The 13,169-nt window shown below is 74.7% G+C and carries 14 protein-coding genes; 8 read left to right on the top strand and 6 right to left on the bottom strand.

The genetic code is table 11. The features are described from left to right. Window positions 1-79: 79 nt before the first annotated feature. Window positions 80-949 (bottom strand): carbon-nitrogen hydrolase family protein, encoded by an 870-nt coding sequence (locus tag ACGFIZ_RS06645; RefSeq protein WP_393416514.1) that lies wholly within the window; start codon window positions 947-949, stop codon window positions 80-82. 117 nt (window positions 950-1,066) lie between these two features. On the opposite strand from ACGFIZ_RS06645, the gene ACGFIZ_RS06650 reads away from it, so the two are divergent. From ACGFIZ_RS06650 to mug, 6 genes are all read left to right on the top strand, one after another. Further along, on the top strand, window positions 1,067-1,639 hold the full coding sequence (locus tag ACGFIZ_RS06650; RefSeq protein WP_393416516.1) for a TetR/AcrR family transcriptional regulator: 573 nt from the start codon (window positions 1,067-1,069) through the stop codon (window positions 1,637-1,639). Between the two features lie 99 nt (window positions 1,640-1,738). Further along, the gene (locus ACGFIZ_RS06655; RefSeq protein WP_393416518.1) at window positions 1,739-2,653 is read left to right on the top strand and encodes a TIGR04222 domain-containing membrane protein; all 915 of its coding nucleotides are present in this window, start codon (window positions 1,739-1,741) and stop codon (window positions 2,651-2,653) included. Then, window positions 2,650-3,501 (top strand): DUF692 domain-containing protein, encoded by an 852-nt coding sequence (locus tag ACGFIZ_RS06660; protein ID WP_393416520.1) that lies wholly within the window; start codon window positions 2,650-2,652, stop codon window positions 3,499-3,501. Before ACGFIZ_RS06655 ends, ACGFIZ_RS06660 begins: the two co-directional genes overlap by 4 nt. A 114-nt stretch (window positions 3,502-3,615) precedes the next feature. Then, complete coding sequence (locus ACGFIZ_RS06665; protein ID WP_393416522.1) at window positions 3,616-4,074, top strand: hypothetical protein; 459 nt, start codon at window positions 3,616-3,618, stop codon at window positions 4,072-4,074. Between the two features lie 33 nt (window positions 4,075-4,107). Beyond that, the gene (locus ACGFIZ_RS06670; protein WP_393416524.1) at window positions 4,108-4,869 is read left to right on the top strand and encodes an SDR family oxidoreductase; all 762 of its coding nucleotides are present in this window, start codon (window positions 4,108-4,110) and stop codon (window positions 4,867-4,869) included. Further along, window positions 4,869-5,462, top strand: coding sequence for a G/U mismatch-specific DNA glycosylase (gene mug / locus ACGFIZ_RS06675; protein ID WP_393416526.1), 594 nt, complete (start codon window positions 4,869-4,871; stop codon window positions 5,460-5,462). The genes ACGFIZ_RS06670 and mug overlap by 1 nt, the downstream gene beginning before the upstream one ends. Window positions 5,463-5,516: 54 nt before the next feature. Here the strand turns inward: mug and ACGFIZ_RS06680 are convergent, their stop codons facing one another. From ACGFIZ_RS06680 to ACGFIZ_RS06690, 3 genes are all read right to left on the bottom strand, one after another. Then, a complete protein-coding gene (locus tag ACGFIZ_RS06680; RefSeq protein WP_393416845.1) occupies window positions 5,517-7,496 on the bottom strand; it encodes an ABC transporter ATP-binding protein in 1,980 nt (659 codons plus the stop codon). 109 nt (window positions 7,497-7,605) lie between these two features. Beyond that, window positions 7,606-8,373 carry an enoyl-CoA hydratase/isomerase family protein gene (locus tag ACGFIZ_RS06685; protein WP_393416528.1) on the bottom strand — a complete coding sequence of 256 codons (768 nt, stop codon included), beginning with the start codon at window positions 8,371-8,373 and terminating at the stop codon, window positions 7,606-7,608. A gap of 46 nt (window positions 8,374-8,419) precedes the next feature. Beyond that, entirely contained in the window at window positions 8,420-8,647 is a 228-nt protein-coding gene (locus ACGFIZ_RS06690; protein WP_007462679.1) for a helix-turn-helix domain-containing protein, read from the bottom strand. Between the two features lie 244 nt (window positions 8,648-8,891). Between ACGFIZ_RS06690 and ACGFIZ_RS06695 the strand changes: the two genes are divergently transcribed. Then, window positions 8,892-9,494, top strand: coding sequence for a cadmium resistance transporter (locus ACGFIZ_RS06695; protein ID WP_393416530.1), 603 nt, complete (start codon window positions 8,892-8,894; stop codon window positions 9,492-9,494). Between the two features lie 17 nt (window positions 9,495-9,511). Here ACGFIZ_RS06695 and ACGFIZ_RS06700 read toward each other — a convergent pair whose 3' ends face one another. Further along, complete coding sequence (locus ACGFIZ_RS06700; protein WP_393416532.1) at window positions 9,512-11,116, bottom strand: ABC-F family ATP-binding cassette domain-containing protein; 1,605 nt, start codon at window positions 11,114-11,116, stop codon at window positions 9,512-9,514. Between the two features lie 245 nt (window positions 11,117-11,361). Here ACGFIZ_RS06700 and ACGFIZ_RS06705 point away from each other — a divergent pair, with 245 nt between their 5' ends. Then, window positions 11,362-12,279: a neutral zinc metallopeptidase gene (locus tag ACGFIZ_RS06705; protein WP_393416847.1), complete on the top strand. Its 918-nt coding sequence runs from the start codon at window positions 11,362-11,364 to the stop codon at window positions 12,277-12,279. A 214-nt stretch (window positions 12,280-12,493) separates the two neighbouring features. Here ACGFIZ_RS06705 and ACGFIZ_RS06710 read toward each other — a convergent pair whose 3' ends face one another. After that, window positions 12,494-13,156, bottom strand: a complete 663-nt coding sequence (locus ACGFIZ_RS06710) for an acVLRF1 family peptidyl-tRNA hydrolase (RefSeq protein ID WP_393416849.1) — start codon at window positions 13,154-13,156, stop codon at window positions 12,494-12,496. Between the last annotated feature and the right edge of the window lie 13 nt (window positions 13,157-13,169).

A 13,169-nucleotide genomic window follows, 5' to 3' on the forward strand; every position in this document is an offset into this window, starting at 1 on the left:
GCGGGGCGCGCCGGCGAGCGCGCGGCAGGCCGGCCGACGGCGACCGCAGTCCCGCGGTCGCGAGCCGCGGTCCCCGGGATCAGGCGCGCAGCGACACGCGGGCCGACCCGGGCCCGGCGGGGCGGTCGGCCAGCATCGAGTGCGCCGCACGGGTCGCCGCCAGCTCGGCCGGGTCGAGGACGGCCACCAGCACGTCCTCGCCGGTGTCGGCGCCCCGCGCCAGCGGCCGGCCCTGCGGGTCGTACACCGCCGCGCCGCCGTTGAACCGCCACGGCGACGCGCCGTCGACGGCGTTGGCGAAGACGACGAACATGGCGTTGTCCAGGGCCCGGGCGGCGTAGTAGAGGTCCCGGCGGTGCTCGGAGCCGGCGAGGTAGCCGCTCGGGCAGAGGTAACCGTGGGCACCGTCCACGGCGGCGGCCCGCCCGTGCTCGGGGAAGCAGCCGTCGTAGCAGATGCCGAGCCCGAGACGCCAGTCGTCGACCAGCAGGGTCGCCCCCCGACGGCCCGGCTGGAACAGCTCCCGCTCGTCGCCCCAGAGCTGCTGCTTGTCGTACGCGGCGTGGGCCACGCCGGACCGGTCGACGACGAGGGCGGAGATCGTGCGCCGCCCGTCCGGCTGTCGTACCGCCGCCCCGACCACCACGACGACCGCGGCGTCCCGGGCGACGGCCCGCAGCGGATCGAGCCGGCCGTCGTCCACCGTGGCGTCCTCGGCGGCGGCGAGGTCGGTGCCGGCCGGGTCGGCCGCGAGCGTGGGCGGGTGGTACGCCGGGAGGAACAGCTCGGGCAGCACGATCACGCGTGCTCCGCCGTCCACGCCCCGACGCACGAGCCGGGCGGCGGACGCGGCGTTGCCGGCGACGTCGCCGGGGGTGGGCTCGGCCTGCACGGCCGCCACGGTCAGCGGCGCGGCGGGCGGCGGCACGGGGGCGTCGGGGGGCGTCACGGGGCGATCGTAGCCGGAGGACAGGTCGGACGATCATCCCGCGCGGGAACACCGGCGGCAGCTCCCAAGCCGTACGTACGGTTTGCACAGCGTCCGGGTAACTGACACGATCGACGCGTGCCCAGAGTAAGTCAGGACCAGCTCGACGCGCGCCGGCAGGAGATCCTCGCCGCCGCGCGGGCGTGTTTCGCCCGGCACGGCTACGAGGGCGCCACCGTGCGCCGGCTGGAGGACGCCACCGGGCTCTCCCGGGGCGCGATCTTCCACCACTTCCGCGACAAGGACTCGCTCTTCCTGGCCGTCGCCGAGGACGACGCGGCCACCATGGTGGAGACGGTCGCCCGCAACGGTCTGGTCCAGGTGATGCGGGACCTGCTGGCCCGGGCCGTCTCGCCGGACACCACCGGCTGGCTGGGCAGCCAACTGGAGGTGTCCCGGCGGCTGCGCACCGACCCCGCGTTCGCCCGCCGCTGGGCCGAGCGCTCGGCCGCCGTCGCCGAGGCCACCCGGGAGCGACTGGCCCGCCAGCGGGAGGCCGGGGTGCTCCGCGAGGACGTACCGATCGACGTGCTGGCCCAGTTCCTCGAACTCGCCTACGACGGCCTCGTACTGCACCTGGCGATGGGCCAGCCGGCCGGCGACCTCGGCCCGGTGCTGGACCTGGTCGAGGAGGCGGTGCGCCGGCGCTGACGGTCGTATCGGTCCGGTAACTGGCGACCCGGCCGGGGTCGGGCGTGGCGGGCCTGCCCCACAATGGGGCCGCGACCCCCTCGCGCGACAGGAGCAGCCATGACCGTTCTCGCCGCACCGGGAGACACCTGGGGCATCCCGGGCCGGACCTTCCTCGGGATCTACCTGCTGGCGGCCCTCGTGGTCGTCATCGTCTCGATCGCCCGCCGCAACGCGATCCTCGCCGGCAAACGGGTGACCTCGCGCTCCCAGCTGGGCCCGCAGCAGGTGGCCTTCCTCAACGGCGGCGGCCAGCTCGCGGTCTGGACCGCGCTCAGCGGACTGCGCAGCGCCGGCGCGATCGGCGTACGCCCCGACCGGCGGCTCACCACCGGCGGTCCCCTGCCGGCCGGGGTGACCCCGCTGGACCAGGCGATCCACCACGCCGCTTCCCGGAACCTGTTCGCCAGGGAGCTGGCCCGGGACGAGTGGGTCGCCCGGGCCCTCGGCGACCTCCGCGAGGGCCTGCAGCGGCAGGGCCTCGCGCTCAGCCCGGAGCAGCGCGCCGCCGCCCGACGCGGGCCGTTCCTGCTGTTCGCGCTCGTCATGGTCGGCGTGTTCCGGCTGTTCGCCGGCCTGTCCAACGGCCGGCCGGTCGGCTTCCTGGTGCTCGGCATCATCGGGGTGATCGTCGCGGCCGCGCTGCTCGCGCGGGTGCCGTGGCGGACCCGGGCGGCGAACGCAGCCCTGCGGGACCTGCGCCGGAGCAACACCCACCTCGCCCCGGCCTCCAGCCCGGCGTACGCGACCTACGGGGCGGCCGGCGCGGCGATGGGCGTGGCGCTGTTCGGCACCGCCTCCCTCTGGGTGCTGGACCCGGGGTTCGCCGAGCAGGCCGAGATCCAGCGGCAGGCCCTCTCCGGCACCGGCACCTCGTCGGGCGGCAGCTCGTGCAGCGGCAGTTCGTGCGGCGGAGGCGGCAGCTCGTGCAGCGGAGGCAGCAGCTGCGGGGGCGGCGGCGGGTGCGGCGGATGACGGCGCCCCGCTCCGCCGCAGTCCGGACCGGGAACGTACCCGCCGGGGTCGGCATCGGCTGGCGACCGGAGATCGCCGGCTTCGTCGCCGACCTGCCCGGCCTGTGGTTCGTCGAGGTGGTGGCCGAGACACTCGCCCCGCACGCGCCCCTGCCGGACGCACTCGCCGAGCTGACCGCGCGCGGCGTCGCCGTCGTACCGCACGGGGTGAAGCTCTCCCTCGGCGGCGCGGAGCCGGTCGACCCGGCCCGGGTCGCCCACCTGGCGCGGGTCGCCGAGCTGGTCGGGGCGCCGCTGGTCAGCGAGCACATCGCCTTCGTCCGGGCCGGCGGCGTGGAGGCCGGCCACCTGCTGCCCCTGCCGCGCACCCGGGAGGCGGTCGCCGCGGTGGTCGCCAACGTCCGCCGGGCGCAGGCGGAGCTGCCGGTGCCGCTGGCGCTGGAGCCGATCGCCGCGCTGTTCGACTGGCCGGACGACGAGCTGACCGAGGCGGACTTCATCACCGAGATCCTGGACGCGACCGGCGCGACGCTGCTGCTGGACGTCGCCAATGTGCACGCCAACGCCCGCAACCGGGGCGGCGACCCGCTGGCCCTGCTGGACCGGCTGCCGTTGGACCGGCTGGCGTACGCGCACGTGGCGGGCGGCGTGGAGCAGGGCGGTTTCTACCACGACACGCACACCGACCCCGTCCCGCCGGCCGTGCTCGACCTGGTCGCCGAGCTCTGCGCCCGGCACCCCTCGCCCGCGCTGCTGCTGGAGCGCGACGGGCACTGGCCGCCCGCGCCGGAGCTGCGGGCCGAGCTGGACGCGATCGCCGCCGCCTCCGGATACCCGGTGGTCACGTGAGCGCGAGGAGTGAGCCGGGCCTGCGAGCCCCGCAGCCGCGAACAAAGGCGGCACCGTGAGCGCGAGGAGTGAGCCGGGCCTGCGAGCCCCGCAGTCGCGAACAAAGGCGGCACCGTGAGTGTCGCCCGGCCCGGCGACCTGGCCGCGCGGCAGGCGGCGCTGGTCGCGGCGCTGGTCGCGGGCGGTCCGCTGCCGCCCGGGTTCGCCCCGGGCCCGGTCGACGCGGCCCGGCGCGCCCTGCTGCGCAAGCGGGCCGGCGACGTGGCCCGGCACTGGCCGCTACTCGTCGCCGGCCTCGGCGCGGACTGGCTGGCGACGTTCGCCCGCTGGGCGGCGGGTCGGCCCACCAACGGCTCGCTGCGCGACGGCTGGGATCTGGCCCGTGACCTGCGCGAGCGTGGCGAGCTGCCGCCGCTGGGCGCCGAGGAGCTGGCGGTCCGCGAGGCGACCGCCCGCTACGGCGGCTCCGCGGCTCCGCGGCCGCGCCGGCTGCCGGCCCTGAGCCGCGTCGGCGGCGCCGTCGCGGTGCAGCTCGCCGGCCGGGTACGCCTGCTGCGCCCGGCCCGCCGGTAGCCGCCCCGCCCGGCGTACGGCAGGATCCTCGGTATGGATCTGGGACTCACCGACCGGGTGTACGTGCTGACCGGCGCCTCACGCGGGCTGGGTTTCGCCACGGCCGAGTGCCTGGTGGCCGACGGGGCGCGGGTGGTGCTCTCGGCCCGGACGCCCGAGCGGGTGACGGAGGCCGTGGGCCGGCTCGGCGGGCCGGAGCACGCGATCGGGCTGGCCGCCGACCTGAGCGACCCGGCCACGCCGGAGCGGCTCGTCGCCGCGGCCCGGGAGCGGTTCGGCCGGCTCGACGGCGCGCTGGTCTCCGTCGGCGGGCCGCCCGGGGGCACCGCCGCCGGGGCCACCGACGCGCAGTGGCGCGAGTCCTTCGAGACCGTCTTCCTCGGCACCGTCCGCACCGCCCGGACGGTGGCCGCCGCCCTGCCCGACGGCGGTGCGATCGCGCTGGTCCTGTCCACCTCGGCGCGCAGCCCGATCGCCGGGCTGGGCATCTCCAACGGGCTGCGGCCCGGCCTGGCCGGGGTGGCGAAGGACATGGCCGACGAGTACGGCCCCCGGGGCGTACGGGTGGTCGGGCTGCTGCCGGGTCGGATCATGACCGACCGCAACCGGCAGCTGTTCGAGGCCGCCGGCGACCCCGAGCGGGCCCGCGCCGAGGCGGAGGCGGGCATCCCGCTGCGCCGGATCGGCGAGCCGGCGGAGTTCGGCCGGGTCGCCGCGTTCGTCCTCTCCCCCGCCGCCGGCTACCTGACCGGGCTCACCCTGCCGGTCGACGGCGGCGCGCTGCGCGGGCTCTGATGCCGCGGGCCGCGGGCCGGGGCCCCCGGCCGACCCGCCCGGCCGGCGGAGACCCCCGGCCGACGCGGGAGGAGCTGGCCGCCGCGGCGGGCCGAACCATCCCGGATGTCATCGCGCCGGGGCTGGCCGTGCTGTTCGTCGGCATCAACCCGGGCCTTTGGTCGGCGGCGACCGGCCGGCACTTCGCCCGGCCCGGCAACCGGTTCTGGCCGGCGCTGCACCGGGGCGGGTTCACCCCCCGGCTGCTGCGGCCGAGCGAGCAGGACGAGCTGCCCGGGTACGGGCTGGGGATCACGAACATGGTGGCGCGGGCGAGCGCGCGGGCCGACGAGCTGACCGCCGTTGAGCTGGTCGAGGGCGCGCGGATCCTCGCCGACAAGGTGCGGCGGTACCGGCCGGCGTGGGTGGCGGTGGTCGGGGTGACCGCGTACCGGGTCGGCTTCGCCCGGCCGAAGGCCGGCTTCGGGCCGCAGCCGGAGCCGCTCGGGGGCGCCCGGCTCTGGGTGCTGCCCAACCCGAGCGGGTTGAACGCGCACTACACCCCGGAGACCCTGGGCGCGGCCTTCGCGGAGCTGCGCGCCGTCACCGGGTGAGGAAGGGCTTTGCGTCGCCGGCCTGGCGACGCGGCCCAGGGGCCCGACGACGGGTCAGTTGGCGGCGGCCGGGGGCAGCGCCTCCTCGGCCACGTACGTGGCCATCGGCATGGTGATCACCGGCTCGGGACCGGTCGCGTCGACGTACGGGGTGGGCGAGTCGGCGACGGCGAACTGCGTCCGGTACAGCTCGGCGTAGAGGCCGCCGACGGCGACCAGCTCGTCGTGCCGGCCCCGCTCCACGATCCGCCCCTCGTCGAGGACCAGGATCTGGTCGGCGTCCCGGACCGTGGACAGCCGGTGGGCGATCACCAGGGCCGTACGCCCGGCCAGCGCCACCGCCAGCGCCCGCTGCACCGCCGCCTCGCTCTCCGAGTCCAGGTGCGCGGTCGCCTCGTCGAGGATCACGATCGACGGCGCCTTGAGCAGCAGCCGCGCGATGGCGATGCGCTGCTTCTCACCGCCGGAGAAGCGGTAGCCCCGCTCGCCGACGGTCGTGTCCAGCCCGTCGGGCAGCGACCGGACCAGATCGGCGACCTGCGCCCCGGCCAGCGCCGCCCAGATCTCCTCGTCGGTGGCGTCCGGCTTGGCGTAGCGCAGGTTCTCCCGGATGGTCTCGTGGAACAGGTGGGAGTCCTGGGTGACCACGCCGATCTCGTCGCGCAGCGAGGCGAGGGTGGCGTCCCGGACGTCGACGCCGCCGACCAGCACCTGCCCGTCGGTCACGTCGTAGACCCGGGGCAGCAGCATGGACAGCGTGGACTTGCCGGCGCCGGACGGGCCGACCAGGGCGACCATCTGCCCCGGCTCGACGCCGAACGAGACGCCCCGCAGCACCGGCTCGTTGATCGTCCGGTCGAGGGTGGCGACCTCCTCCAGCGAGGCCAGCGACACCTCGGCGGCGCTCGGGTAGCGGAACCGCACGTCGCGGAACTCGACCCGGCCGCTGCCCCGCGGCACGGGCACCGCGTCCGGCTTCTCCTCGATGCCGGGGCGCAGGTCGAGCACCTCGAAGACCCGGTCGAAGGAGACCAGCGCGCTCATCACGTCGACCCGGACGTTGGACAACGCGGTCAGCGGGCCGTAGAGGCGGGTGAGCAGCAGCGCCAGGGTCACCACGGTGCCGGCGCTGACGCTGCCGGTCACCGCGAGCCAGCCGCCGAGGCCGTACGTCAGCGCCTGGGCCAGCGAGGCGACCAGCAGCATCGCCACGAAGAACGTCCGCGAGTACATCGCCGACTGGATGCCGATGTCGCGCACCCGCTCGGCCCGGCCGGCGAACCGGCGCGCCTCGACGTGAGGCGAGCCGAACAGCTTCACCAGCAGCGCGCCGGCCACCCCGAACCGCTCGGTCATGGTCGCGTTCATCTTGGCGTCGAGGTTGTACGCCTCGCGGGTGATGTCCGCCAGCCGGCGGCCCACCCGGCGGGCGGGGATGATGAAGATCGGCAGCATCACCAGCGACAGGGCGGTGATCTGCCAGGACAGGGTGAACATCACCCCGGCGGTGAGCACGAGCTGGATGACGTTGCTGACCACCCCGGACAGGGTGGAGGTGAACGCCCGCTGGGCGCCGAGCACGTCGTTGTTGAGCCGGCTGACCAGCGCGCCCGTCTGGGTGCGGGTGAAGAACTGCAGCGGCATCCGCTGGACGTGGTCGTACACCCGGGTCCGCAGGTCGAGGATGATGCCCTCGCCGATGCGCGCCGAGTACCACCGTTGGGCCAGCGAGAAGAGCGCGTCGGCGACCGCGAGCACGGCGATGACCAGGGCCAGCCGGACGACCGTCGACCCGGCCTCCGGGCCGCCCCGGCTGATCGCGTTGATCACGTCACCGGCGAGGACCGGGGTGGCCACCCCGATCACGGCGGCGATCACGACGGTGACCAGGAAGACCACGATGTCCCGCCGGTACGGCTGGGCGAACGCGACGATGCGCCGGGCTGTGCCCCGATTGAGCCGGTGTGCGGAGATTTCGTCCTTGTTGCGCATCGCGCGGAGCATGCTCCAGCCGGCCATCCCGCCGCCGGACATCGGGTTGGACACGCGTCACCTCCGGGTCGTGGAGCACAGCCGTCGGGTCAATTCTGCCGACGACTACGACAACCTCGGTCGTAACCCGGTTCTTCCCGGACGGTCCTTACTATTCTCCGCGCCCGGCGAGATCGCGCAGCCGGCGGGTCTGTGCCTCCCGCTCGGCCCGCTGCTGTTCGGCGTGGGTACGGCCGGCGGCCCCCGCCAGCAGCGCCTTGATCTCCACCACCGCGTCGCGGTCGTTGGCGAGCAGGCCGGCCGTGAGGTCGCGCACCGCGGCGTCCAGCTCGGCGTTCGGCACGACCAGCGTGGCCAGCCCGAGCCGGTCCGCCTCGGCGGCGTCCATCCGCCGGCCGGTGGCGCAGATCTCCAGGGCGCGGGCGTAGCCGACCAGCTCGACCAGCCGCTTCGTGCCCGCCAGGTCGGGAACCAGACCGAGCGTCACCTCGGCCATGGACAGCCTGGCGTCGGAGGCCAGCACGCGCAGGTCGCAGGCCAGCGCGAGCTGGAAGCCGGCGCCGATGGCGTGGCCCTGCACGGCCGCCACCGAGATCACGTCGGGCCGGTGCAGCCAGGTGAAGGCGGCCTGGAACTCGGCGATCCGGTCCGCGCACTCCTGCTCGGGCAGGGTTGCCAGCTCGGCGAACGACCCCGGCCCCGAGGCGCCGGCCACCGACAGGTCGAGGCCGGCCGAGAACGTCCGGCCCTCACCGCGCACCACGACGACGCGTACGTCGCCGGGCAACTGCCGGGAGAAGTCGCTCAGCGCACGCCACATCGCCGGGGTCTGCGCGTTGAGCACGTCGGGCCGGCACAACGTGACCGTCGCCACCGGCCCGTCGCAGTCGAGTCGCACCCCGACCGTCTCGGCGGTCACCGGCCGGACCGGAGGGCGACGCTGATGGACGACGTCGGAGGGCGGGTCACGCCTTCTTGCGGCGCCGGGCACCGCCGCGCTGGCGCAGCTGCACGCCGGACTCGGTGAGGACCCGGTGGATGAACCCGTAGGAACGCCCGGTGGAGGCCGCGAGCGCGCGGATGCTCTCCCCCGAGGTGTACCGCTTTACCAGGTCCTTGGCGAGCGTCTGACGCTCGGCCCCGACGATCCGGCGACCCTTCTCAGTGCTGGTGGCTGTGCCAGTGGCTGCCATGCTGATTCCTCACGTCCCAGACTGTGCGGTTCGGATACGGTCCCACCTATTAGACCGCCTCGAACGATCATGCGCCAGATATCAACTATTCGCCAACCGACACGCTATGCAATGTCACCTACCCGATAGGGTGATGACGCCGGCCGGTCGGGCATGGCGCGCCGACGGCTGGAGGGGCCGTGCCTGATGGCGGTCGGTGACACGCGAACTGCGGCCCGTGGCGCGGGTGCGTACGCTGCCTCGGGTGACCGACCTGCTCGCCGCCGCGGCTGGCGCGGCGCTGGTGTTCGCCGCCACCAACCTCGACGACATCGTCGTGCTGACCGTGCTGTTCGTGGCCGCCCGGGGCACCGGCCGGCCCCGCCCCCGGCACATCGTCGCCGGCCAGTACCTGGGCATCGGCGCGCTGGTCGCCGCCGCCGTGGTGGTCGCCGCCGGGCTGCTCGTGGTGCCCGATCCGTGGACCGGCCTGCTCGGCCTGCTGCCGATCGGGCTCGGCGTCCGCGCCCTGCTGGCCCGCGAGGACGACGACTCGCCCCCGGCCGTGGTGAGTGGGCTGCTCGGCGTGGCGGGGGTGACCATCGCCAACGGCGCCGACAACATCGCCGTGTACGTGCCCGTGTTCCGCGCCCTGACGCCGGCGGCCGGCCTGGTCTACCTGCTGGTCTTCGCCGCGCTGGTCGCCACGTGGTGCGCCGCCGCCGCGCTGCTCGGCGGCCACCCCCGGGTGGTCCGGCTGGTCGGCCGCGCCGGCCACTGGCTGGTCCCGGCGGTCTTCGTCGCGATCGGTGTCGTGATCCTGGTCGGTTCCGGCGTGCTCGGCCACCTGGCCGAGCTGCTCACCTGATCCCGCCATGCTCACAGTCAGGCCAGCTCGACCAGTTCCAGCAGATCGTCGCTCCAGGCGTCCTCGTCGCCGTCGGGCAGCAGGATCGCCCGGTCGGGCTTGAGCGCCGTCACCGCGCCCGGGTCGTGGGTGACCAGCACGATCGCGCCCGGGTAGCGGGCGATCGCGTCGAGCACCTGCTCCCGGCTGACCGGGTCCAGGTTGTTCGTCGGCTCGTCGAGCAGCAGCACGTTGGCGCCGGAGCAGACCAGGGTGGCCAGGGCCAGCCGGGTCTTCTCGCCGCCGGAGAGCACCCCGGCCGGCTTGTCGACGTCCTCGCCGGAGAACAGGAACGCCCCGAGGATCTTCCGCAGGTCGGTGTCGGTCTGCTCGGACGCCGCGCTGCGCATGTGCTCCAGGATGGTCCGGTCCACGTCCAGGGTCTCGTGCTCCTGGGCGTAGTAGCCCAGCCGCAGCCCGTGCCCGGGCCGCACCTCGCCGGTGTCCGGCTCCAGCAGGCCGCCGAGGATCCGCAGCAGGGTGGTCTTGCCGGCGCCGTTGAGGCCGAGGATCGCCACCCGGGAGCCCCGGTCCACCGCCACGTCGACGTCGGTGAAGATCTCCAGCGAGCCGTACGACTTGGACAGGCCGGTCGCGGTGAGCGGGGTCTTGCCGCACGGCGCCGGCGTCGGGAACCGGACCTTGGCCACCTTGTCGGCGACCCGGACCTCGTCCAGCCCGGCGATCAGCTTCTCGGCGCGGCGAGCCATGTTCTGCGCGGCGACCGTCTTCGTCGCCTTGGCGCGCATCTTGTCGGCCTGGGCCATCAGTGCGCCGGCCTTCTTCTCGGCGTTGGCCCGCTCCCGGCGGCGGCGCCGCTCGTCGGTTTCCCGCTGCTCCAGGTACGCCGTCCAGCCCAGGTTGTACACGTCGACGACCGAGCGGGTGGCGTCGAGGAACCAGACCTTGTTGACCACCGCCTCCAGCAGCGAGGCGTCGTGGCTGATCACGATCAGGCCGCCCTTGTGGTTGGCGAGGAACCCGCGCAGCCAGGTGATCGAGTCGGCGTCGAGGTGGTTGGTCGGCTCGTCGAGCAGCAGGATGCCGCCGCCGTTCTCGCCCGCGTCGCGGAACAGGATGCGGGCCAGCTCGATGCGGCGGCGCTGGCCGCCGGAGAGGGTGCCGATGGTCTGCGCGAGGGCGCGGTCGGGCAGGCCCAGGTTGGCGCAGATCCGGGCCGCCTCGGCCTCGGCGGCGTACCCGCCGAGCGCGGCGAACTGGTCCTCGAGGGCGCCGTACCGGCGGACCATGCGCTCGTCGCCGCCGTCGGCGAGCTTGGCCTCCAGTTCGTTCATCTGGGCCATCAGAACGTCCAGCCCGCGGGCGGAGAGCACCCGGTCCCGGCCGGTGACCTCCAGGTCGCCGGTGCGCGGATCCTGCGGCAGGTAGCCGATCGCGCTGCGCCGGTCGATCTGCCCGGCGTACGGCTGGCCCTCGCCCGCCAGCACCTTCAACGTCGTGGTCTTGCCGGCGCCGTTGCGGCCGACCAGGCCGATGCGGTCACCCGGCTGCACCCGCAGGGTGGTGTCGGACAGCAGGATCCGGGCGCCGGCGCGCAGCTCCAGGCCGGTGGCAGTGATCATGTCGCGGACTCGCTCTCGGGGTCTGGAAGGGCTGACTCAGGGCACGCGAAAGCGCCGGCGGGTGGGATTTCCCGTCGGCGCGGGGCGGTTCAGCCTTCGCAGAGCAGCACGGGGCAAGTGTACCGGGCCGCCGCGCGCCCGCCGCGCGGATTACCGCACAAGATCATCGGGTACGGAAGCAGACGTCCGGACCCGGTCCGGCACCGCAACCACCATGACGTGACGAATCGGTGATCGGGGTCAAGATGGAGCTGAACGAGAACGCTAAGATCGACACCAGTCAGGTGGACGATCGGCGGGGGTCCGGCGGAGGCGGCGGCCTGGGCGGCATCCCCATCCCGATCGGCGGCGGGCGCGGTGGCATCGTGGGCATCATCGTCGCCGTGCTGGTCGCCCTGGTCGGCGGCGGCTTCGGGCTGAACGCGGCCTTCGACGGCGGCGGGTCCGGGCAGGGCGACAACACCTCGCTGGAGCAGAAGTGCTCCGCCGACGACGCCCTCCAGCAGCTCGACTGCCGCAACACCCTGTACGTCAACTCGATCCAGGCGTACTGGCGCAGCGCCCTGCCGGAGACGTTCGGCGAGCAGTACCAGCCGTCGAAGACGGTCTTCTTCAGCCAGGGCGTCAGCACCGGCTGCGGGCAGGCCGACTCCGGCGTCGGCCCGTTCTACTGCCCCGCCGACGACCTGGTCTACATCGACCTGACCTTCTACCGGCAGCTCGCCGACCAGCTCGGCGCGGAAGGCGAGTTCGCCCAGCCGTACGTGCTGGCCCACGAGTACGGCCACCACGTGCAGGACCTGCTCGGCACCGAGGCGCAGATGCGCCGCCAGCAGCAACGCGACCCGGACAACGCCAACGCGCTGTCGGTGAAGCTGGAGCTGCAGGCCGACTGCTACGCGGGCGCCTGGGCGAAGAACGCGACGGGCACGGCCGACGAGCAGGGCCAGAAGATCTTCACCAGCGTCACCGAGCAGGACATCCAGCAGGCGGTCGACACCGCCGAGAAGATCGGCGACGACGCCATCCAGCGGCGCTCGGGCCGCCCGGTGAACCCGGACGAGTTCACCCACGGCACGTCCGAACAGCGCAAGCAGTGGTTCAGCAAGGGGTACGACACGGGCGACCCGAAGTCCTGCGACACCTTCGGCGGCAGCCTCTAGATCCGACTGGGGCGGCGCCCCGGGGTGAGCCCGGCAGTCACCGACCGTGATTTCCGCCCCGATCCGCCCGACTCCCTTCGGCCCCTTTGCGCTGACGCGTATCCGGAATCGGCGGGCCGGTGACCCTCGGTGGACGGACCGACCCGATGAGGGCGGCCATGCCGTCGCGTCGGCGGCGACGAGGCGCGGCTGATCAGCCGGACGAAAGGCGCGGTCAGCCAGCCGCATCCCGCTCGGGATCGCGGACCAGGACGTGCACCGCGCGGGCCGCGGCGACCGCGCCGACCAGCACCGCGTGCCGGGGCTCCGGGACGTCGAGCAGCCGCTCGTGCCGCCGCGCGGCGAGCGGGGCCAACCGCCGCTCGGCCAGCACCGTGTCGACCGCCCGCCGGTCACCACCGCACACCAGGGCGTCCAGCGTGGCCGCCGCCGGCAACAACAGCCGGGCCGCCAGCTCCACGGCGTCCCCGAGAGCCGCCTTGGCCTGGTTGTCCCGGCGCCGGGCGAAGCGCTGCTGGGACCAGCCACCGGCAGCCGTCCGCCCCTGCACATACCGGGTGTCCACCTTCGACACCTCCAGCTCGTCGCCAACCGCGATGCCGACCGCCACCGCCCCCTTGCGGGCCAGCAGCAGGCCGAGCCGACGCGGCGCGTCCACCGCGGCCACGAAACCGGCGAGGTCGGCGGCGGCGGGCACCCCCGGCGGGGTGTGCAGCTCGGCGGTCGCCCCGTCCGGGGCGGCGAGCAACAGCCCGTACGCGTGCGGGGTGGTCGTCGGCGGGCCGTGCCGGTCGGCGAAGTTCCCGACCCAGCGGGCGACGCGGGCCGGGCCGACCTCGACCCACCGGCCGCCCCCGGAAGCGGGTCGGCTGGTCACCGCCCGACCGTAC

This window comes from Micromonospora sp. NPDC048830, from assembly GCF_043198215.1.
In the GTDB taxonomy this organism is placed as follows: domain Bacteria; phylum Actinomycetota; class Actinomycetes; order Mycobacteriales; family Micromonosporaceae; genus Micromonospora.

What these genes read in the sequence shown, in the direction of transcription:
- ACGFIZ_RS06690 (WP_007462679.1), bottom strand. Translation starts at nt 8,647, where the DNA reads ATGGCAGCCACTGGCACAGCCACCAGCACTGAGAAGGGTCGCCGGATC.
- ACGFIZ_RS06660 (WP_393416520.1), top strand. Translation starts at nt 2,650, where the DNA reads ATGACGGCGCCCCGCTCCGCCGCAGTCCGGACCGGGAACGTACCCGCC.
- ACGFIZ_RS06670 (WP_393416524.1), top strand. Translation starts at nt 4,108, where the DNA reads ATGGATCTGGGACTCACCGACCGGGTGTACGTGCTGACCGGCGCCTCA.
- ACGFIZ_RS06705 (WP_393416847.1), top strand. Translation starts at nt 11,362, where the DNA reads ATGGAGCTGAACGAGAACGCTAAGATCGACACCAGTCAGGTGGACGAT.
- mug (WP_393416526.1), top strand. Translation starts at nt 4,869, where the DNA reads ATGCCGCGGGCCGCGGGCCGGGGCCCCCGGCCGACCCGCCCGGCCGGC.
- ACGFIZ_RS06700 (WP_393416532.1), bottom strand. Translation starts at nt 11,116, where the DNA reads ATGATCACTGCCACCGGCCTGGAGCTGCGCGCCGGCGCCCGGATCCTG.
- ACGFIZ_RS06680 (WP_393416845.1), bottom strand. Translation starts at nt 7,496, where the DNA reads ATGTCCGGCGGCGGGATGGCCGGCTGGAGCATGCTCCGCGCGATGCGC.
- ACGFIZ_RS06655 (WP_393416518.1), top strand. Translation starts at nt 1,739, where the DNA reads ATGACCGTTCTCGCCGCACCGGGAGACACCTGGGGCATCCCGGGCCGG.